The following is a 19,596-nucleotide window of genomic DNA, read 5'->3' on the forward strand; positions in this document are numbered from 1 at the left end:
GCAAACGGGGCTTTACGGTCCCGGTTTCCCCGCCAGACTAAACCGCGACGCACGGAAAGGGACAGCAAATGGCCAACCCGCTTTATGATCGTCTGTTTGGTATTCACTCCGGGAAAACCACACCGTTCCAGCATTTTCCCGACGGTCAGCTTCTGACCCATGCCGCCTTTCTGGACACGGCCGCGCGGCTGGCCAACACGTTGACGGCGCTAGAGCTTGAGCCCGGAGACCGCGTCGCCGTTCAGATCGAGAATCGCCCGAGGCGCTTGCCCTCTACGCCGCGTGCGCGCAAACCGGGCTGATCTTCTTGCCGCTGAACGCCGATGGCAGTGGCAGCCTGATGCTCCGGGCGCTGGGGATGCTACCTGCGTGCGATGCAGACACAGGCCAACCTGCTGTCCAATGCCGAAACGCTGGAGCAGGAATGGCGCAATCAGGAACACCCGCGCCGTTCCTTGGCGCGGGTGTCGAATTGTCTGGAATGTCACAAGACGCCAATCAGGCGACGTCGAACACCAGCGGTTTGATCTGCGTGAACAGACCGGTTTCAGCCAGCTTGGCACGCGCCTCGGCCGGAACAGGTTCGTCCACGTAAAGCAGCGCGATGGCCTCACCGCCCGCCTCGGACCGGCCGAGGGTAAAGTTCGCGATGTTCACGTCGTTCTCGCCCATGGTCGCGCCAAGTGCCCCGATGATGCCCGGCACATCCTCGTTGGTGGTGTAAAGCATATGCGCCCCGATCTCGGCGTCGATATTGATACCCTTGATCTGGATGAAGCGCGGCTTTCCATCGCTGAAAACGGTCCCGCCGATCGAACGTTCACGCTTGGAGGTCACCACGGTGACCTTGATATACCCCTCAAACGCACCGGACTTGTCTTGATTGGTGGTCGAGATCTTGATGCCACGCTCTTTGGCTACGACGGGCGCCGAGACCATGTTCACCTCGGGATTGAACTTCTTCATGATCCCCGCAACGACAGCGCAGTTCAGCGCCGCCAGGTTCATCTCTGCAGCTACACCATCATAAAGGATGTTGATCGCCTGCACCGGCTCATCGGTCATCTGGCCGATAAAGCTGCCCAGATGGCCCGCCAGTTTGATCCACGGCCCCATGACTTTGGCTTCTTCAGCCGTCACGCTGGGCATGTTCAACGCATTTTCCACTGCGCCGGTCAGCAAGTAGTTCGAGATCTGCTCGGCCACCTGCAGCGCCACATTCTCCTGCGCCTCAGTCGTTGCCGCACCAAGGTGAGGCGTGCAGACCACATTGGGCAGATTGAACAGGGCGTTTTCCTTAGCGGGTTCCTCGCTGAACACGTCAAAGGCCGCACCGGCAACATGGCCCGATTGCAGCGCCTCGGCCAGCGCGTCTTCATCGACCAGACCACCACGGGCGCAGTTGATGATGCGTACGCCTTTCTTGGTCTTGGCGATGTTCTCGCGGCTCAGGATGTTGCGTGTCTGATCCGTCAGCGGCACGTGCAGAGTGATAAAGTCAGCGCGGGCCAGCAGTTCGTCCAGCTCGACCTTTTCGACGCCCATTTGCGCAGCTTTCTCTTCGCCCAGATAGGGGTCATAGGCCACAACCTTCATCTTCAGGCCAAGCGCGCGTTCGCAAACGATACCGCCGATATTGCCTGCCCCGATCACGCCGAGGGTCTTGTTGGTCAGCTCGATGCCCATGAACTTGGACTTTTCCCATTTACCCGCATGGGTCGAGGTGCTGGCCTCGGGGATTTGCCGCGCCACGGCGAACATCATCGCAATCGCATGTTCAGCGGTGGTGATCATGTTGCCAAAAGGCGTGTTCATCACGATCACACCCTTCTTCGACGCCGCATCCTTATCGATATTGTCGGTCCCGATCCCGGCGCGGCCAATGACTTTCAGATTGTCGGCCTTGTCCAGAATGGTGGGCGTCACCTTGGTGGCCGAGCGGATGGCAAGGCCGTCATATTGACCGATCACCTCGGCCAGCTTGTCCTTGTCCTTGCCCAGATCGGGCATGAAATCCACATCGATGCCGCGATCGCGGAAAATCTGCACGGCGGTTTCGCTGAGCTTGTCAGATACGAGTACTTTGGGGGCCATATTCTCTGGTCCTTTGAAGAATTCAAGGGATGGCGGGCTGAAGCCCGCCCTACATTACGGTTCTGCGTAGGCCGGGCTTCAGCCCGGCACGGGGACGTCAGGCAGCTTCGGTTTGCGCCGCTATCTCGGCTTCAAAAGCCCAAGCGAGCCACGGCAACATCGCCTCGATATCCGAGGTTTCCACCGTACCACCGCACCAGATGCGCAGGCCCGCAGGCGCGTCGCGATAGGCACCGATGTCCAAGGCGATATTCTCGGCCTCCAGCCGTTTGGCCACGGCTTTCGCGAATGCTGCACCGTCCTGAATGCGTCCGTCGGTGAATTTCAGACAGACCGAGGTGTTTGATTGCGTCGCCGCGTCCGCCGCCAGATTGGCGATCCAGTCGTTCTGGTCACAGAAGGCGTGAACCGCACCGGCATTGGCATCGGCACGAGCGATCAGCCCTTGAAGCCCGCCGACCGAGCGCGCCCAGTCCAGCGCAAACAGATAATCCTCAACGGCCAGCATCGAAGGCGTGTTGATCGTGGCCCCGGTAAAGATACCGTCAATCAGTTTGCCACCCTTGGTCAGGCGGAAAATCTTCGGCAGCGGCCATGCGGGCGTGTAGCTTTCCAGCCGCTCGACCGCGCGGGGTGACAGGATCAGCATCCCGTGGGCCGCTTCACCACCCAGCACTTTCTGCCAGCTGAAGGTGGTCACATCCAGCTTGTCCCACGGCAGGTCCATCGCAAAGGCGGCGCTCGTCGCGTCGCAGATTGTCAAACCCTGACGGTCATCCGCAATCCAGTCGCCATTGGGAACCCGCACGCCCGAGGTTGTGCCGTTCCATGTAAACACAACGTCATTGGCGAAATCGACCGAGGCCAGATCGACGATCTGACCGTAGTCTGCAGTCTTCACCTCGGCGTCGATCTTCAGTTGCTTGACCACGTCTGTGACCCAGCCCGCACCAAAGCTCTCCCACGCCAGCATCTCGACCTTGCGCTCGCCCAGCAGCGACCACAGCGCCATCTCAACCGCGCCGGTGTCCGAGGCGGGAACGATGCCGATCTTGTAGTCCGCTGGAATGCCCAGAATCTCACGCGTGCCTTCGATGGCCGCTTTCAGCTTGTCCTTACCAACGGCCGCACGGTGCGAACGACCCAGCGCGGCATCGGCCAGTTTGGACAGATCAAATGTGGGGGGTTTGGCACAGGGGCCCGAGGAAAAACGCGGATTCGCCGGCCGCGTCGCCGGTGTATTGTTGCTCATCTGTATTACCCTTGCAGATACACGCCCCTCGTTGGGGAGGGGTGTCCCACGGACAGCCCTACGTATCCCCAGAAAAAACAGCAAGCATAAAAGACGCTTCGGAGTCAGAAAACGACGCAACAAAACCGAACGGAACGGGAACGCGTGTTTCCGATTGGCACAAATTTGACACAAGCGAAACTGCGGACGTTCATGATGTGTCCAAAGAAAACGCCGGTGCATCACCCAATGCAACCGGCGCTAAATCTATTGAATACGGCTCCCACCGTGCAGCAAATAATACCCCAAAGTGGGGTGAGAATTCAACCCATAATCGCGCTGGCCGCATGGTTGAATATGCCCTCACTTTAGGCACTGCCGATGCGTGGCATGGAGCGGCGTTTGTCTTCTCTGCCCGCCTGACAGACCAGGAGCGCGCGGCGTTGGCATATGCCGCTCTGCGCAGCCTGGATCACGATATCGCCTACATGACGGCAAGCGCTGTCCTGTTCGGCACTCTCAAAGGGGAGGTGCTGCAATGAGACGCTGCATGACCCCATCCATCCCGTCTGGCGAGATCGACCGTCTGGTGTACCACATGGCCAGTGTTGCGACCTATGCAACCAATGAGTGGGCGGCAAACTTTGCCAAGTCCATCCAGCGTCAGTCCAGGCGTCGAGGTTGGTGCCCTTCACCGAAACAACTGAACCTCATGCGGGATCTGGTCGCGGACCTGTTTCTGCATGGTGTCCACGAGGAGAGCGACTTCGACGTGGTGGAATAACTGCGTGCATTGTTGGGTCGGTGCGAATTGCCGACCCTTCCTTCCAAGGGTTTATGCACGTCTTTCCCCACATCGCTGTGATCGATGACCAAAGAGACATGCCACGGTTTGCCGCCTTCCCGTGCCAAAGGCGGACATGACGTTCCGGGGACATCACCCGACCCGCTTGGGAACCGGCTCCTTCTAGGCCTGAGCAGATACGCGACTACAAACCCACCGGCTAGGACCGGGGACTGGGGCAGAGAACAGGGCACGGACAATGTGCTGCTCTGCAACGGGGCAGGAGAAGACCCTGCGGGCAGGCGGTTGGCCACCGAGAACAGGCATCGCGTGGATACGGAACGAGGAGGCGAAGGGCCTGACCTATCCATCTATTGATGGGGGCAGGAGCGGGTGGCGGACGTGTGTCCAATCGAAAGGTAGGCAAGGAATGACGAGCAAGAACAACAACAATCTGGTCCCAATGCCCCGGTTTCAAAGTATGGGGGGCACCGGCGGTCGGGGTCTTCTTTTCTCTCTCCCAAAAAAATCAGGGGAGGGCTGCTAATGGTTCGCGCGTCCAAAGAGGCGGCGGCAGCGCTGCGGTTCCTTCCAAATCTGGTTGTGCCCGAGGGCCGTCTGGCCGGTAAGAGGGTCAAGCTGGCTGGCTATCAGAAGGACTTTGTTCGAGGTGCGTTTGCCAAGGGTGTTGAGGCTGCATGCCTTAGCATTGGTCGAGGTAATGCCAAGACGGCGCTATCGGCGGGCTTGTCGCTGGGGCACCTGATGGGTGAAATCGCCCCACAGCCCAAGCGTGAGATTCTCTTTGCAGCCCGGAATCGGGACCAAGCCAAAACTGCATTCGGCTTTTTGGTCGGGTTTATTCAGGGCTTGCCCGAGGAAGATCAGGAGCAATTCACGATCCGGCGCGGATCTAAGCTGGAAGTTGAGACTGAGGCAAACGGCGGGGGTCTGGCACGAGTCATTGCAGCCGATGGCAAGTCTATTCTAGGCGGCGCTCCGACGCTGGCAATTCTGGATGAGCGGGCCGCATGGGAACGCGAAAAAGGGGATGCGTTGGAGAACGCGATCTTGTCCGGTCTGGGCAAGCGCGATGGTCGCGCCCTGATTATTTCCACCTCAGCGCCTGATGACGCCAATACCTTCAGTCGCTGGCTGGATGAACCACCCCCAGGTTGCTACGTGCAGGAACACCGTCCGGAACCAGGCTTGCCGCCTGACGATCTGGAAAGCCTGCTGGTGGCCAATCCGGGTGCTGTTGAGGGCATCGGCCCGTCTTCGGAATGGCTGCTGGCACAAGCGCGGCGCGCAATTGCACGGGGCGGCTCTGCCTTATCCAGTTTCCGCAATCTAAACCGCAATGAGCGGGTGGCGTCTGATGACCGGTCGGTACTGCTGACGGTGGATGAATGGCTGGCCTGCGAGGTGTCGCCGGATGATCTGCCCCCGCGTGAAGGGCCGGTGGTTCTGGGTGTAGATCTGGGCGGGTCGAGGTCCATGTCTGCGGCGGCGCTGTATTGGCCGGAATCCGGTCGTTTGGAATGTGTCGGGGCCTTCCCAAGCAATCCCGGCTTGGCTGATCGTGGTCAGGCTGATGGCGTGTCTCACCGCTATGTCGAGATGCGCGACCGGGGTGAATTGGTCACGATGGGAGACGCTACGGTGCCCGTTGCTCGTTTCATGGCAGACGTAGTGAACAAGCTTGACGGACAGGCCCCGGCGGCAATCGTCGGTGATCGGTTCCGACATGCTGAGTTTCTGGAAGCTCTAAGAGACGCTGGCCTTGATCGGGTGCCTTTCATCTGGCGCGGCTTCGGCTGGAAAGATGGTTCCGAGGACTGCGAACGGCTGCGGCGCGCGGTGTTCGAGGGCGAAGTCAAAACCATGCCGTCGTTACTCCTACGCAGCGCCTTTGCAGAAGCGATCACGCTGGTTGATCCGGCGGGCAATCACAAGCTTGCGGCGGGCCGCTCCAATGGTCGAATTGATGCTGTATCAGCAACGGTCCTGGCTGTGGCGCAGGGCGTTCGTATGCGCCGCGCGCCAACGCAATCAGGAGGGCGCATCGCATGGGGCTGAGAAAAGAACATATCCGTCATTCTCGGGGTGTCACACGCGGCCCCCGGTGGAAGGCATTGCGAATGCAGGCGCTTGAGCGTGATGGCTGGCAATGTGTCCGGTGTGGTGAGCGTCGGCGGCTTGAGATTGATCACATCCAACCGGTCAGAACGCACGCCGAATTGGCTTACTCACTGGCCAATCTGCAAACCCTATGCGGTCCCTGTCACACCAAGAAAACAAGAATTGAGGTTGGTTCTAAGGAACTACCCCCAAAGCGTCGTGAATGGCGCGACCTGCTGCACGACATGCAGCGCAACCCATCGAGCACAGGAGAATAATATGCTTGATTCAGTGAAGATTCAGCGCCGTCAGTCGGAGATCCGGCAGGAGCTGGCACAATTGGTTGGGAAAGAGACCCCGACTGAAGACGAAACCCGGTCCATGGAAACTTTGGACCAAGAATATCGAAGCAATGAAACCCGCTATCGTGCAGCGCTTGTTGCCGAGGACGAAGAACGTCGTGAAGCTGGTGAAGAACTGGAAACACGTTCCGACACAGAATGGGGCGAATTGGTTGACGGCTTCGAGGTCCGGCAAGTGGCTATGGCTCTGGACACGGGCCACCAAATTGACGGGCGCACCGCTGAAGTGATCGAGGAATTGAGGGGCCAGAACGGCTATCAGGGCCTGCCTGTTCCCTGGGAAGCGCTTGAGGTGCGAAACACCGTATCGAGCGGCACCCCAGACCCAATCCAGACACGCCCGATCATTGACCGCCTGTTCCCCGGCTCTGTGGCAAGTCAGATGGGTGCCTCGATGATCTCTATTGACCATGGCGATATCGAATGGCCCGTGGCAACTGCTGGTGCAACTGTTGGCTGGCAGGCCTCGGAAGGCTCTGATGTGGCCGCAGCCACGCCTTTCCAAACCACGGATAGGTCAATGGCCCCCGACAACACCCTGGGCGTTCGGATGACGATCACCCGCAAGGCCCTAAAGAAGTCCGGCGCAGCGCTGGAACAGGCAGTGCGGCGCGACATGAACTCGGCCATGGGCGTTGAAATGGATCGTGTCGTGTTCCTTGGTTCTGGTTCGTCCGGTGAGCCTCTGGGCGTCATTGCTGGGGCCAGCACCTACGGGATCACTGAAACCGCTATCGACGCCACAGCGTCCTGGGCGGCTTATCGGGCGGCGGTGACTCGTTTCATCACCCGCAACACCGCAACCGGCCCCGGCTCAGTGAATGGCCTTGTCCGGCCTGAACTCTGGGACTTCCTTGATGGTGCTATCTGGGATGCAGGATCGGGCATTACTGAGTGGGATAGAATGGTTGCCCGCATGGGGAATCTACCCATGAGCCACAACGCTCTTGCTGCGCCTGCTGGTGATCCCTTGGCTGTGTCGTCGCTTCTGACCACCAGCGCGGGCGGTGTAGCTCCGATCTTTGTCGGCAAATGGGGCGCGGTGGATATGATCCGCGATCCTTACACCGACGCTGCATCGGGTGGCCTGCGTCTGACGGCCCTTGCGACCATGGACATTGTGGCGGCGCGCCCTGCGCAGCTCGAAGTCCTAACAGGTCTGGAACTGGCCTAATGCTCTGGGGTGGTTCGCTAGGCGGGCTTGAGGTTCGCCAAGAGGGTGAAGCTGTTCGCGTTGCGGGCCGCTTTCCCTATGACACCCGGACAGAACTTGCGCCGGGGTACTTTGAAACAATCGCGCGGGGGGCCTTTGCGTCCCGCGTGAACGCTGAAGACGATTTGCACTTTCTGAGCGGCCACGACTTCGAGAAACCGCTGGCAAGCAGAAGGGCAGGTACGTTGTCGCTGCGCCAGGACAATGAGGCTCTGACCTTCGAGGCGACGGTCTCAAGCAATACAACATGGGCGCGTGACTTTCTGGCAGCGCATGAGGCTGGTCTTATCCGTGGTTTGTCGCCGGGTTTCCGAGTGTCGAAAGATGGTGAACGTATCACCCGTAGTGGCAGCGTAATGCACCGGACAATCACGGCGGCTGAGCTTGTGGAGGTCTCGGCGGTCACGCGGGCGGCCTATCCAACGGCGCAGATCGAGGCGCGCAACTGGTCACCGAGGCCTTGCGTTCCCCCTCGGACATACCTGTCTCAACAACGATGGAGGGCGTGACATGGCATACACCATGCGGGTGCTGGAATCTGAGCCAGCAAATTATCCACTGATCGGGCCACACTACGGGCTGCCAAGTCAGTTCTTGGGAGACGACACACGCCCGGATTACATACAGGTCTGGAAGCGGATCGAAAGATATACCAGCTATCGCTGGCCCGAACGTAGTGTGACGTTCGTGGTGGAGGGGTCGGGCGAATGGGTTCCCGATTTAACCCCTTTCACGGCGTCGGCTGTGGAGTGCTGGAATGGCTCATCCTATGAGGCTGTGACGCTAGAACCGTCCCCCCTTGGTGGCTATCAACTACCGTCAGAGGGTCACTATCGTTTTACCGGAATTGCGGGCGACAACGATCTAACAATTCCGAACGACTTCAAGGACGCATTCCGACGTTTGCTGCAATACACGCGCGGAATCACCGACCAGTTCAAGAATGAAGCGGCGATGGACCAGGGCGACGGAATTGCGCGCAATTGGACCGGCAGGGCACTGCAACTAAGCGGTGCGGCTGATCTGCTGCGCCCGTATCGGAGGGTCAACTAATGTTTGGTTGGTTAAAGAAGCTTAACTCTGCAAATTTGCAGAATAACGAGACCCGCAGTAGCATGAGCGGGTTCACTTCCGAACTGATGGCGGCGCGGGAATCTTACATTTCTGGGCGGCGCGGGATCGCTGAACTAACCGGCACTGTGCAAAGCTGCGTGAGCCTCTGGGAAAACGGGTTTCGTATTGCGGACGTTGACGGAACTGATCTGCTGACCCGGCATTGCATGGGCATGATTGGTCGCGCTTTGGCGCTGCGAGGTGAGGCCCTATTCCTGATCCGAGAAAACGGCCTGGTGCCTTGTTCAGATTGGGATCTGAAAACAGTGGACGGAATGCCCCGCGCATATCGTCTGTCAATCTCTGAGGCTGGTGGCGGCAAGACACAGACGGCCCTTGCGGGTGAGGTTCTGCACTTCCGCATTGGCGTGGACTCTGTTGTGCCTTGGGCGGGTTCTGCACCTCTGAAACGTGCGCAGCTAACCGCAGGCGCATTGCAGGCTATCGAAACGGCATTGTCGGAAGTTTATGAAAATGCGCCTATCGGTTCGAGCGTGGTGCCTTTCCCCGAAGCTCCCGAGGTCGATTTGAATGACCTATCGCGGAAGTTTCGAGGATACAGAGGCCGTGTCCAAGTTCGCGAGTCGGTCAACGTAGCAGCGGCGGGCGGGCCTGCGCCAATGCAGGATTGGAAGCCGCACGATCTTTCACCTGATCTGAGCAAGGCCATGACGCGGGAAAGCCTGGAGGCAATGCGCGGCTCTATCTGCATGGTTTTCGGCCTCTTGCCCGGTCTGAGCAATGTTGCCACCACTGGGCCGCTTGTGCGCGAGGCTCAGCGCCACCTTGCTCAGTGGATGTTGCAGCCCATCGCCGAGACCATGGCCGAGGAATGTAACGCCAAGCTAGGCGGTGGTGTCTCTTTGGACGTGATGCGGCCTTTGCAGGCTTATGACACGGGCGGTCGCGCCCGATCAGTAACGGCGCTTGTGCAAGCGTTGGCACAAGCAAAAGAGGCGGGCGTTGATGTCGCGCCTATCATGAAAATTGTAGATTGGAGCGAATAATGACGTTTTCAGATGTAACACTGAAATGGAAAGACAAGGAATACACGATCATTGCCAAAGAGATTTGGCCTGCGGTTTTGATCATCGAAGAGCAGTTGTGCAGGCCACCATATGTCTGCGCGGCTCAGCTTCTTGTAGCTCCGCATATGCTCAAGAAAATGGAGTTGGCGAAGGTCTATTCCGACGTGTTGAAACACGCAGGCGCAAGCGTTGGCGTTGATGAAGTCTTCTATGAATTGCAGGCCGAAATGGTTGCAGACAAAACCGACGAAGACCCGCTGAGCGACACTATCGTCATGGACCTGTTGAAAATCACCGCACCACCCATTGCGGAAAAGGTTACAGCGGAATTGGAGGGCTAAACAATGGCAAAAGTCGTTGGCGATATTGCGATCAAAGTTGGCGCGCAAACGTCCGATTTTGAGCGAGGCATGAGCCGGGCAGCGCGTTCTATGCGTGACTTTGAGGGACGGTCGACAATGCTTGCCAAGCGTCTCGGCACTGTCACTGTAGCCGCGACGGCAGCAGGCATTGCTTTGGCCAGCCGGGTCGCTGTGGGATCGGTCGAGGCCGCGCGAGAAATCCGCAACCTGTCAAACCTTGCTGGCGTTGGGGCTGAGCAGTTCCAGCGCCTCGCTGCTGCCGCCGATACGGTTGGCATCAATCAGGATAAGATGGCCGACATCTTTAAAGATACGTCGGACAAGTTCGGCGACTTCATGGCAAACGGCGCGGGTCCTCTGAAAGACTTTTTTGAGAACATCGCGCCTGCTGTTGGCGTGACGGCTGAACAATTCGCCCGCTTGTCGGGTCCAGACGCTTTGCAGCTATACGTCAAATCGCTGGAAGAGGCGGGCGTGTCTCAACAGCAAATGACCTTCTACATGGAAGCTCTGGCCAGCGATGCAACAGCGCTTGTCCCGCTGCTACGCGACAATGGCAGGGCCATGCGGGAACTCGGCCAAGAAGCAGACAATGCGGGCCGTGTGATTGACGAAGCACTGATACAGCGCGGCGCTGAGTTGGGCGAAAAATGGCGGGGCCTCATGCAGTCCATGCTGGCAAGCACTCAGAGCTTCGCCTTGCAGGCTGCAACCGCCATCGACAACGCATTTGGCATTTCCCAATCGGGGAAAATGGAACAGCAGACGCAGAAGTTTTTCGAATTGCAGAATGAACTGGCCGACGCTGTTGCAGAGCGCGACTATGAGGCTTCAAGGTTCGCAGGCAAAGGCAAGCGAGGCGATTTGCAGCTTGCCCGAAATGATGAGCAAATCCGGCTGATCAAGGAAGAAATCGGCATTGTGAACGCCAGCATCATCGAGCTTTCAAACGCCCAGATCGAACGGCAAAGGAAGCTGGAAGCCATCAAAAACGGCGTTGATCCATTGCCAGGTATCGACGCGGGCGGCAGTTCCGGCGGTGGTAGTGGTGGTTCGAGCATGAACGACTTGGACCGGCTGCGCGAGTCTCTGGCGACCCAAACTGAACAGATCACGATCTGGCGGGATGAGCAGTTGGAGCTACTGCGCGAATACCGCGAAAAGAAGCTGGTAAGTGAGCAGGAATACAACCAGCTAGAGGCCGAGGTTATGCGCCGCCACGCTGATAGCCTTCAGGAGATCGAGCGCCGCGCATTGCAAACCAAAATGTCCACCGTAAAGGGTGCGCTTGGTGACGTGGCAACGCTGATGCAGACCGAAAACGAAAAGCTCTTTCGGATCGGTCAGGCGGCTTCGCTGGCAAACGCTATCGTCAACGGCCACGAGGCCGCGTCGGCAGCATGGGCCAAGGGTATGCATTCCGGTGGTCCGTTACTGGCGGCGGCTTACACGGCTGCGTCATTGGCCCGCACAGGTGCAATGATATCGTCAATTTCCTCGGCAAACCCGCGCGGCACTGCCTCAGGTGGCGGCTTGGGTGGCGGGGCTGCTGCACCGGCTTCCTTGCCAGCATCAACCAGCGAGCGAGACAGCAACCCGATAGACCTGAGAATACAGGGTATCAACTCCGATGACCTCTACCGGGGTCGCAACGTAAGAACCCTGTTTGAAGAACTGATGGAAGAAGCGGAGGATCGCGGCTTCCGAAGCATTGCGTTTGTCTGATGAAGTTTGAACAGGCTATCGCCCGCGCAGCGCGTAGGGCGAAAAGGTAGGTTGCACCTGCGCGGAGTGCCCGCAAAGCAACCCCATTAGTCGGCGAGTGGGTTAACCCCGACACGGCGCGGCTTCATTTTCGAAAGTTCCTAGGGGCGCGGCGCAGCACCGGCACGGCGTCAAACCGGGGCCGGTGCAATCCCCCAAAGTGGAGTTGCCTAATCCTGTCATTTCATGCAAGGTATCCGTGGGCGTAGAAACCCGGACTGTGATAGCTGCAACACCTGACCAAAGGTTTCCAACGTTGGCGCGTTGGGCAGCGAATGGGCGACACTTGGCGGTGTCAGCCACTCCGACTGATATATGTCGGGGTGACGACGCTATACAAGACCTTCGCGGGAAATCGTCGTGCCTGTCTCACAGCAGGTTTCTAACACCCCGGCTCCAGCCCGCCGCTGGATCGGCCTTAGAAAGCCAAAACTGTGAGAAACGATATGCAAGCAACAACGATTGAAACCGTTAAGGGTCCCTACACCTTTTACCCAGAGTCGGACGCTGATTTTACAACATCAGAAGGCCGCATTGAGTGGTTCTGCGCTAAGTTCGAATTAGACCCACCCAAACTGACCTACGATCCGGATGAGCCTGATCAAATCCTGATGACAACCGATCTGCTGGAATGGGTAAAAGCCGTTGGCGGATCACTAGACTGGTTGTTCTCCGGCGCGGTTGGGCCAGCATTGAACGCATATAGATCGTACCACATGCAGCCGTCCAAAGGATCGTTCAAAGAACTCGTGGGCAAGTTGGATAAAACCGAACAGAATATCCTGCTTGCGGGCCTCAACATGGCAGCGGAGTCCGACCTGGACCAAGACGAAATCATCAACCTGACTTTCCAGAAGATCAAGGAGCATCGGAACGGCGGGTAGGCACGTCAAAAGTAACCGCGTTTCTTTTCTCTTGCATCTCAAAAGAAATGCGGTTATTTATACTGCATGGCAAAGCTAACTGATGGAATAAATTGGATTGAGGAAACGACCGGCGACTCTGGTCGTGCGAACTCGATCCGTGTGAAAGGGCGTGAACAGGGTCTGTTCACCAAGGGGAAAAGGGGTGGCATTGCGCCCGATCTAATCCTTGCTGACTATGCCTACCTGTTGTTAGCGGCTATTTCGTCGGCACCACCGACAAGGATTAAGTCCGCTGTGGAAGATCTAATGGCTATCCCATTGGTAGGTGTAGAGATCGATATAAATGATGGGGCATCGTGGCGTGGGCCTTTTGAACCTGATCGCATTCCTGACGATGTGCATGCGATTTTGGATAGTTTTTCGCTATCCATGCGCCAGATGTCGATACCTTCGAAATCGACACTGTTCTGGGCCATCCATATGCTGCTTATGGAGCATACCCCAAGCCATGATTTCAAACCCAACGACAAGTTGGAACTGATTGAGCAAGGTGAATTCAAGCGGTTGACGCTCACCCTTCACGAAAGCAAGCACCGGGTTGGTGTTGACGGATGGCCTTTGGAGGGTTCGGGGCATTCAGTTCTACGCCTTTCATTTGAAAACGATGCTCCCTTTGATCCCTCCAAGATTCAATCAAGTCGGACGCTTTTTGCTGATGCACTCAACGGATTGGCAAGCATGACTAAGTGGATGGAGGCTTAGGTTAAGCATGACCTCCCCTGCCCTCCTTCCTGACTTCACCACGCCCGCCGATCTGGCTGGGCACTTTGGTGTGTCGGAACGGAAAATGCGGGAACTACTGCGTACATACGGAACATACACCAAGCTGGGTCGGGACATGATCCTTTACCCGGAACACGTCGAGGCTTTTAAGGAGGCGACCCTATGTCACTCAAGCTCAGAAAGCGCGGCAAGGTCTGGTACATGTACGGCACCGTTGCCGGACGGAGATTCCGCAGCTCTACGGGAACGGCTGACAAGAAAATCGCGGAAAGGGTCAAAGCCGAGACAGAGGCCCGCGCCTGGAAAAGTCGTTTCGATGGGCCGGGGGCAGGGTTGACCATGGCTCAGGCATTCATCGCATATCTGGACGCCGGTAAATCGGATCGGTTCATTGCCAAGCTCAATGAGCATTGGGGCGACACTTTGGTGGACGACATCACGCCCGAAGCAATCCGGCTTTCGGCTAAGAAGATCTACCCAGACGCCAACACGGCGACATGGAACCGTCAGGTGATCGTGCCGACTCAGGCGGCGATCAACTACGCATCCAGGCTCTACAATCGGCCTGAGATCAAGGTGAAGCGCTTCCCGGTGAACCCAGAAAAGAAAGAGGCGGCAACGCTGGAATGGGTCAACGCATTCGTTGCACAAGCTGAGGCGGACGATCTGCCCCATCTGGCGGCTATGTGCCTGTTCATGTTCGGCACGGCTGCACGTGTAGGTGAAGCCTGCAAACTGACCTGGGATGATTTTGACCTGAATGGGTCACTGGCTTCGATACACATGGAAAAGCCGACGCCCTGGTCGCGCGATGCACACCTATCGCCACGCGTGGTGGCTGCACTGGCAAATATCCCTTCTAACCGGAACCCGGATGATCTGGTGTTCGGATATGCCGGTCGGGGCAGTGTAACCAAGGTTTGGAACAACGTTGTTGATCGTGCCGATATTGAACATCTGACGCCGCATTGCTGCCGTCATGGCTTCGCAACGACCATGTTACAGGCAGGCTTCGACGTTAAGACCGTTGCTGAACGCGGCGGCTGGAAAGACCCGTCAGTGGTGCTGAAGACATACGCCCACGCGGTCAAAGATATCACCGTGACCGATGTGCTTTTTGACACAGATTTGGCACACGGCGATAGTGCAGTAAGCGCAACTACCGAAAAGAAAAGGAGAAATTTGGTATGAACATGTCCCCTCGTTGGGGAGGGGTGTCCCACGCACAGAGCTATGGGGCCTTCGCACGTGCAGCAAGCGAAAAAGACGCATTCGCCGCAAAAAACGACACCCAGAATGAGACCGAATGAGAACGGAGGTTTCCGATAAGCGAAAACCCCGCCTTATTTGGCGGGGTTCTTTGAGAAATTATTCGGCTGCTTCTTCATATTCTGACATGGGAGGGCAGGTGCAGACGAGGTTTCGGTCTCCGTATGCGTTGTCGACGCGGTTGACGGGGGACCAGTATTTGTCGACGCCCATCGACCCCGGCGGGAAGCAGGCCTGCTCGCGTGTATAGGGCCTGTCCCAATCTCCGACCAGATCGCGCACCGTGTGGGGGGCGTTTTTCAGCGGGTTGTTCTCCGCGTCGATCTTGCCATCGATGATGTCCTGCGCCTCGGCCCGGATCGAGAGCATGGCGTCGCAGAAACGGTCCAGCTCGTCCTTGGGTTCCGACTCGGTAGGCTCCACCATCAGGGTGCCAGCCACCGGCCAAGACATGGTCGGCGCGTGGAAGCCGCTGTCGACCAGACGTTTGGCAACGTCATCCACGGTCACATGCGCCGCCTCGTCCAGTGGACGGGTGTCGAGGATACATTCATGCGCCACGCGGCCCGTTTCCGAGGTGTAGAGGATCGGATAGGCATCCTGCAGACGCGCCGCGATGTAATTGGCGTTCAGGATCGCCACTTTGGTCGCCTGCGTCAGACCCTCGCCGCCCATCAGCAGCACATACGCCCAGCTGACCGGCAGGATCGAAGGCGAGCCAAAGGGCGCGGCTGAAACCGGGCCCACGGCGGTGCCATATTCCGGGTGGCCAGGCAAGTGTTCCTCCAGATGCGCCTTGACGCCGATCGGACCCATGCCGGGGCCGCCGCCGCCATGCGGGATGCAGAAGGTCTTGTGCAAGTTCAGGTGGCTGACATCACCGCCAATGTCTCCGGGACGCGACAGGCCCACCATGGCATTCATGTTGGCGCCGTCGATATAGACCTGACCGCCATGATCATGGGTGATCTGGCAGACCTCCTGCACGGTGGTCTCGAACACGCCATGGGTGGACGGGTAAGTGATCATGCAACCAGCCAGATGGTCGCTGTGCTTTTCCGCCTTCGCGCGGAAGTCGTTCAGATCAATGTTGCCTTTGTCATCCGCCTGCACCGGCACAACCTGCCAGCCCACCATCTGCGCCGAGGCCGGGTTGGTGCCATGCGCCGAGGTCGGGATCAGGCAGACATTGCGGTGCCCTTCGCCGCGGGCGAAGTGATAGTTGCGGATGGTCAGCAGGCCTGCGTACTCACCCTGCGCGCCCGAGTTGGGCTGCTGCGAGATCGCGTCATAGCCGGTGATCTGGCACAGTTTGTCGTTCAGATCGGCAATCATCTCGTGATAGCCCTGCGCCTGATCTTGCGGAACGAAGGGATGCAGATTTCCGAACTCGGGCCAAGTGACCGGGATCATCTCGATCGTGGCGTTCAGCTTCATGGTGCAGGACCCCAGCGGGATCATCGCCCGGTCCAGCGCCAGATCGCGGTCGGCCAGACGGCGCATGTAGCGGGTGATCTCGGCCTCGGCCCGATTCTTGTGGAAAATCGGGTGGGTCAGATACTCGCTTTCACGCAGCGCATGTTCCGGCAAACGATAATGCTTGTTCGAGCTGTCATCCTTTTTGTCGATGCCAAAGGCGCCCCACACCGCCTCTATGGTCTCGGGCCGGGTCTGTTCGTCGAGGCTGATGCCCACTTTGGTCTCACCGACCTTGCGCAGGTTCACACCGCGCGCCACAGCGGCCTCCATCACGACATTCTGCAGGTGGCCGACTTCGACCGTGATCGTGTCGAAAAACACTTCCGGCTCGACCGAGAAGCCCGCCTCTTCCAGGCCATCCGCCAGACGCGAAGTCTTGCGGTGCACCGATTGCGCGATGGCCTTGATGCCATCGGGGCCGTGATAGACCGCATACATCGAGGCAATCACCGCCAGCAGCGCCTGCGCAGTACAGACGTTCGAATTCGCTTTCTCGCGGCGAATGTGTTGCTCGCGGGTTTGCAGCGCGAGGCGATAGGCTTTGTTGCCGCGGCTGTCGATCGACACCCCGATGATCCGGCCGGGCATGGATCGCTTCAGCTTGTCAGTGGTCGCCATGTAAGCGGCGTGCGGGCCGCCATAGCCCATCGGCACGCCAAAGCGCTGGGTCGAGCCGATGGCGATATCCGCGCCCATCTCACCCGGTGACTTCAGCAGGGCCAGCGACAGGATGTCGGCAGCAACGATGGCGATGGCCTTGTGTTCGTGCAGCGCTGCGATTTCCTTGGTGAAGTCGCGCACGTGACCATGGGTGCCGGGATACTGGAAGATCGCACCAAAGACCGCGCCCGCATCCAGCGTATCGGGGTCAGCCACCTGCACCTCGATGCCCAGAGGTTCGGCGCGGGTCTTGATCACCGCGATGGTCTGCGGATGGCAGTTCTTGTCGACAAAGAAGGCCGCGTTGTTGGCCTTGGACCGACCGCCGCGCTTGGCCATTGCCATGGCTTCGGCCGCCGCTGTGGCTTCGTCCAGCAGGGACGCGTTGGCCACGTCCAGCCCGGTCAGATCGCTGACCATGGTCTGGAAGTTCAGCAGCGCCTCAAGACGGCCCTGGCTGATCTCGGGCTGATAGGGCGTATAGGCCGTGTACCAAGCCGGGTTTTCCAGAATGTTGCGCAGGATCGGCGCAGGCGTGGTGGTGCCGTAATACCCCTGACCGATCAGCGAGGTCAGAACGGTGTTCTTGCTCGCCACCTCTTTCATGTAGAACAGCGCATCGCGCTCGGTCATCGCTGGACCCCAGTCCAGAGGATCGGTCTGGCGGATCGCCGGCGGAACGGTGGCGTCGATCAGTTGGTCCAGCGTCTTGAAGCCGATCACCTTGAGCATGTCGCGCATCTCGGTCGGGCTGGGACCGATATGGCGGCGATTGGCAAAGTCATAGGCTTCGTAGTCAGTCAGCTTGAAGGCCATTGGTGCGCTCCTGTCGGATAGGTCAGGCCCGGCGGGGACTGCGGGAGCCTCCGGCGGGGATATTTTTAGCCAGATGAAGGACGGATCCGTGCAAAGACCCGCCGTGTGTTTAGCCGATGAAGTCCTTGTAGCCGGCCTCATCCATCAGATCTTCCAGCTGCGACGCGTCGGTGATCTTGATCTTGTAGATCCATGCCTCACCTTCGGGGTCTTCGTTCAGCGCGCCGGGATTGTCGGCCAGCGCCTCGTTGACCTCGACGATCTCACCATCAACCGGGGCATAGAGTTCCGAGGCCGCCTTGACGGATTCGATCACACCGATCTCGCCGTCTTTCTCGAACTCATCACCCACTTCCTGCTGTTCCACGAAGACCACATCGCCAAGCTGCTCGGCGGCATGTTTGGTGATGCCCAGAGTGGCTGTGTCGCCGTTCACGTCGATCCATTCGTGCTCTTCGGAATAATAGGTTGCCATCTTGTCTCTCTCCTGACTTCAACGCTTGTAATTCTGGGTGACGAAGGGCAGCGCGACGATCTGCGCTGGTTGCGGCTTGCCCCGAATGATCAGATTGACGATCTCGCCCGGCTCACCATGGCCCGCGGATACATAGCCCATCGCAACGGGGCCACCGACCGTCGGGCCAAACCCGCCCGAGGTGATTTGGCCGATGGTGTTGCCTTCCGTGCACTGGATCTCAACGCCCTGACGCGCAGGCGCGCGGCCGTCGGGCTTGATGCCCACCAGCTTGCGGGATGCGCCCTCGGCCAGTTCGCGTTGGATGCGCTCGGCCCCCGGGAACCCGCCCTCTTCCTTGCGGCGCTTCTGGATCGCCCAGCTCAGCGAGGCTTCGATGGGCGAGGTGCTCTGATCGATGTCATTGCCATAGAGGCACAGCCCCGCCTCCAGCCGCAGGCTGTCGCGCGCGCCCAAACCGGCCGCTTCGCAATCCTCATGCGCCAGAAAGGCGCGGGTGATCTCAATCGCCTTGTCTTCGGGGATCGAGATCTCATATCCGTCCTCACCGGTGTAACCCAGCCGCGAGATACGGCATTCGACGCCATTGATATCGGCCACGGTGGTTTCCATAAACTTCAGATCCCGCGCCGCCGGGCAGAGCGCACCCACCACGTCTTCGGCTTTGGGCCCCTGCACCGCAACCAGCGCACGGTCGAAGATCTCGGTCACTTCGACGCCTTCGAGGTGCTCGCGCATATGCGGGATGTCCTGATGGCGCAGCGCCGCGTTTACCACCACAAAGTAGTGATCCCCCGCGTTCGACACGATCAGGTCATCCATGATCCCGCCGTCTTTGTTCGTGAAGAACCCGTACCGCGCCTTGCCTTCCTTCAGCGTCGCAAAAGCCTGCGGGCACAAAGCCTCCAGCTTCTCGCCCACATTCTCACCGCGCAGGATCACCTGACCCATATGGCTCACATCAAACACCGCTGCCTTTTCGCGGCACTGCTTGTGCTCCCCCATGATCCCCAACGGATACTGCACAGGCATCTCCCAGCCCGCAAAATCAACCATCTTACCGCCGAGCTCGACGTGAAGATCAAATAGCGGGGTACGTTTTGGTGCGTCTGTCATGGCAGATACCTTTTCGTATCGAGTGGTCGGAACGCATACCCGTAAGTTTGCCCCAAGCTG

The 19,596-nt window shown here is 58.7% G+C and carries 19 protein-coding genes; 14 read left to right on the forward strand and 5 right to left on the reverse strand.

The genetic code is table 11. The annotated features are described in order from the left end of the window. The first annotated feature begins 68 nt into the window (after positions 1-68). Positions 69-302 (forward strand): hypothetical protein, encoded by a 234-nt coding sequence (locus tag AC2FD8_RS01270; RefSeq protein WP_496853683.1) that lies wholly within the window; start codon positions 69-71, stop codon positions 300-302. 196 nt (positions 303-498) lie between these two features. On the opposite strand, the gene serA is transcribed toward AC2FD8_RS01270, so the two are convergent. After that, the gene (gene serA / locus AC2FD8_RS01275; RefSeq protein ID WP_496853682.1) at positions 499-2,094 is read right to left on the reverse strand and encodes a phosphoglycerate dehydrogenase; all 1,596 of its coding nucleotides are present in this window, start codon (positions 2,092-2,094) and stop codon (positions 499-501) included. A gap of 97 nt (positions 2,095-2,191) precedes the next feature. Then, positions 2,192-3,346 carry a phosphoserine transaminase gene (locus AC2FD8_RS01280; RefSeq protein WP_496853681.1) on the reverse strand — a complete coding sequence of 385 codons (1,155 nt, stop codon included), beginning with the start codon at positions 3,344-3,346 and terminating at the stop codon, positions 2,192-2,194. Positions 3,347-3,543: 197 nt separating this feature from the next. Here AC2FD8_RS01280 and AC2FD8_RS01285 point away from each other — a divergent pair, with 197 nt between their 5' ends. The 13 genes from AC2FD8_RS01285 (at position 3,544) to AC2FD8_RS01345 (ending at position 14,912) form a co-directional block, all read left to right on the forward strand. Then, positions 3,544-3,867: a hypothetical protein gene (locus AC2FD8_RS01285; RefSeq protein ID WP_496853680.1), complete on the forward strand. Its 324-nt coding sequence runs from the start codon at positions 3,544-3,546 to the stop codon at positions 3,865-3,867. Between the two features lie 8 nt (positions 3,868-3,875). After that, on the forward strand, positions 3,876-4,109 hold the full coding sequence (locus tag AC2FD8_RS01290) for a hypothetical protein (protein WP_496853679.1): 234 nt from the start codon (positions 3,876-3,878) through the stop codon (positions 4,107-4,109). Between the two features lie 546 nt (positions 4,110-4,655). Continuing rightward, the gene (locus AC2FD8_RS01295; protein WP_496853678.1) at positions 4,656-6,188 is read left to right on the forward strand and encodes a terminase large subunit domain-containing protein; all 1,533 of its coding nucleotides are present in this window, start codon (positions 4,656-4,658) and stop codon (positions 6,186-6,188) included. Positions 6,189-6,250: 62 nt separating this feature from the next. Continuing rightward, positions 6,251-6,508 carry an HNH endonuclease gene (locus tag AC2FD8_RS01300; RefSeq protein WP_496874283.1) on the forward strand — a complete coding sequence of 86 codons (258 nt, stop codon included), beginning with the start codon at positions 6,251-6,253 and terminating at the stop codon, positions 6,506-6,508. A 1-nt stretch (position 6,509) separates the two neighbouring features. Next, on the forward strand, positions 6,510-7,766 hold the full coding sequence (locus AC2FD8_RS01305) for a phage major capsid protein (RefSeq protein WP_496853676.1): 1,257 nt from the start codon (positions 6,510-6,512) through the stop codon (positions 7,764-7,766). Continuing rightward, positions 7,766-8,314 carry an HK97 family phage prohead protease gene (locus AC2FD8_RS01310; RefSeq protein WP_496853675.1) on the forward strand — a complete coding sequence of 183 codons (549 nt, stop codon included), beginning with the start codon at positions 7,766-7,768 and terminating at the stop codon, positions 8,312-8,314. The genes AC2FD8_RS01305 and AC2FD8_RS01310 overlap by 1 nt, the downstream gene beginning before the upstream one ends. A gap of 1 nt (position 8,315) precedes the next feature. Further along, positions 8,316-8,858 (forward strand): hypothetical protein, encoded by a 543-nt coding sequence (locus tag AC2FD8_RS01315; protein WP_496853674.1) that lies wholly within the window; start codon positions 8,316-8,318, stop codon positions 8,856-8,858. Between the two features lie 62 nt (positions 8,859-8,920). After that, positions 8,921-9,925: a phage portal protein gene (locus tag AC2FD8_RS01320; protein ID WP_496853673.1), complete on the forward strand. Its 1,005-nt coding sequence runs from the start codon at positions 8,921-8,923 to the stop codon at positions 9,923-9,925. Continuing rightward, positions 9,925-10,287, forward strand: a complete 363-nt coding sequence (locus AC2FD8_RS01325; protein ID WP_496853672.1) for a hypothetical protein — start codon at positions 9,925-9,927, stop codon at positions 10,285-10,287. The genes AC2FD8_RS01320 and AC2FD8_RS01325 overlap by 1 nt, the downstream gene beginning before the upstream one ends. Positions 10,288-10,290: 3 nt before the next feature. Continuing rightward, the gene (locus tag AC2FD8_RS01330; RefSeq protein ID WP_496853671.1) at positions 10,291-12,033 is read left to right on the forward strand and encodes a kinetochore Spc7 family protein; all 1,743 of its coding nucleotides are present in this window, start codon (positions 10,291-10,293) and stop codon (positions 12,031-12,033) included. Positions 12,034-12,518: 485 nt separating this feature from the next. Then, entirely contained in the window at positions 12,519-12,956 is a 438-nt protein-coding gene (locus AC2FD8_RS01335) for a hypothetical protein (protein WP_496853670.1), read from the forward strand. Between the two features lie 66 nt (positions 12,957-13,022). After that, positions 13,023-13,700 carry a hypothetical protein gene (locus tag AC2FD8_RS01340; protein ID WP_496853669.1) on the forward strand — a complete coding sequence of 226 codons (678 nt, stop codon included), beginning with the start codon at positions 13,023-13,025 and terminating at the stop codon, positions 13,698-13,700. Between the two features lie 183 nt (positions 13,701-13,883). After that, a complete protein-coding gene (locus AC2FD8_RS01345; RefSeq protein ID WP_496853668.1) occupies positions 13,884-14,912 on the forward strand; it encodes a tyrosine-type recombinase/integrase in 1,029 nt (342 codons plus the stop codon). Positions 14,913-15,089: 177 nt separating this feature from the next. Here the strand turns inward: AC2FD8_RS01345 and gcvP are convergent, their stop codons facing one another. The 3 genes from gcvP to gcvT form a co-directional block, all read right to left on the reverse strand. After that, positions 15,090-17,945 (reverse strand): aminomethyl-transferring glycine dehydrogenase, encoded by a 2,856-nt coding sequence (gcvP, locus tag AC2FD8_RS01350; protein WP_496853667.1) that lies wholly within the window; start codon positions 17,943-17,945, stop codon positions 15,090-15,092. A 109-nt stretch (positions 17,946-18,054) separates the two neighbouring features. Beyond that, positions 18,055-18,420 carry a glycine cleavage system protein GcvH gene (gcvH, locus tag AC2FD8_RS01355; RefSeq protein WP_170381008.1) on the reverse strand — a complete coding sequence of 122 codons (366 nt, stop codon included), beginning with the start codon at positions 18,418-18,420 and terminating at the stop codon, positions 18,055-18,057. A gap of 18 nt (positions 18,421-18,438) precedes the next feature. Then, positions 18,439-19,536 (reverse strand): glycine cleavage system aminomethyltransferase GcvT, encoded by a 1,098-nt coding sequence (gene gcvT / locus AC2FD8_RS01360; protein ID WP_496853666.1) that lies wholly within the window; start codon positions 19,534-19,536, stop codon positions 18,439-18,441. Positions 19,537-19,596 lie beyond the last annotated feature (60 nt).

Source organism: Ruegeria sp. YTSC192 (genome assembly GCF_059609705.1).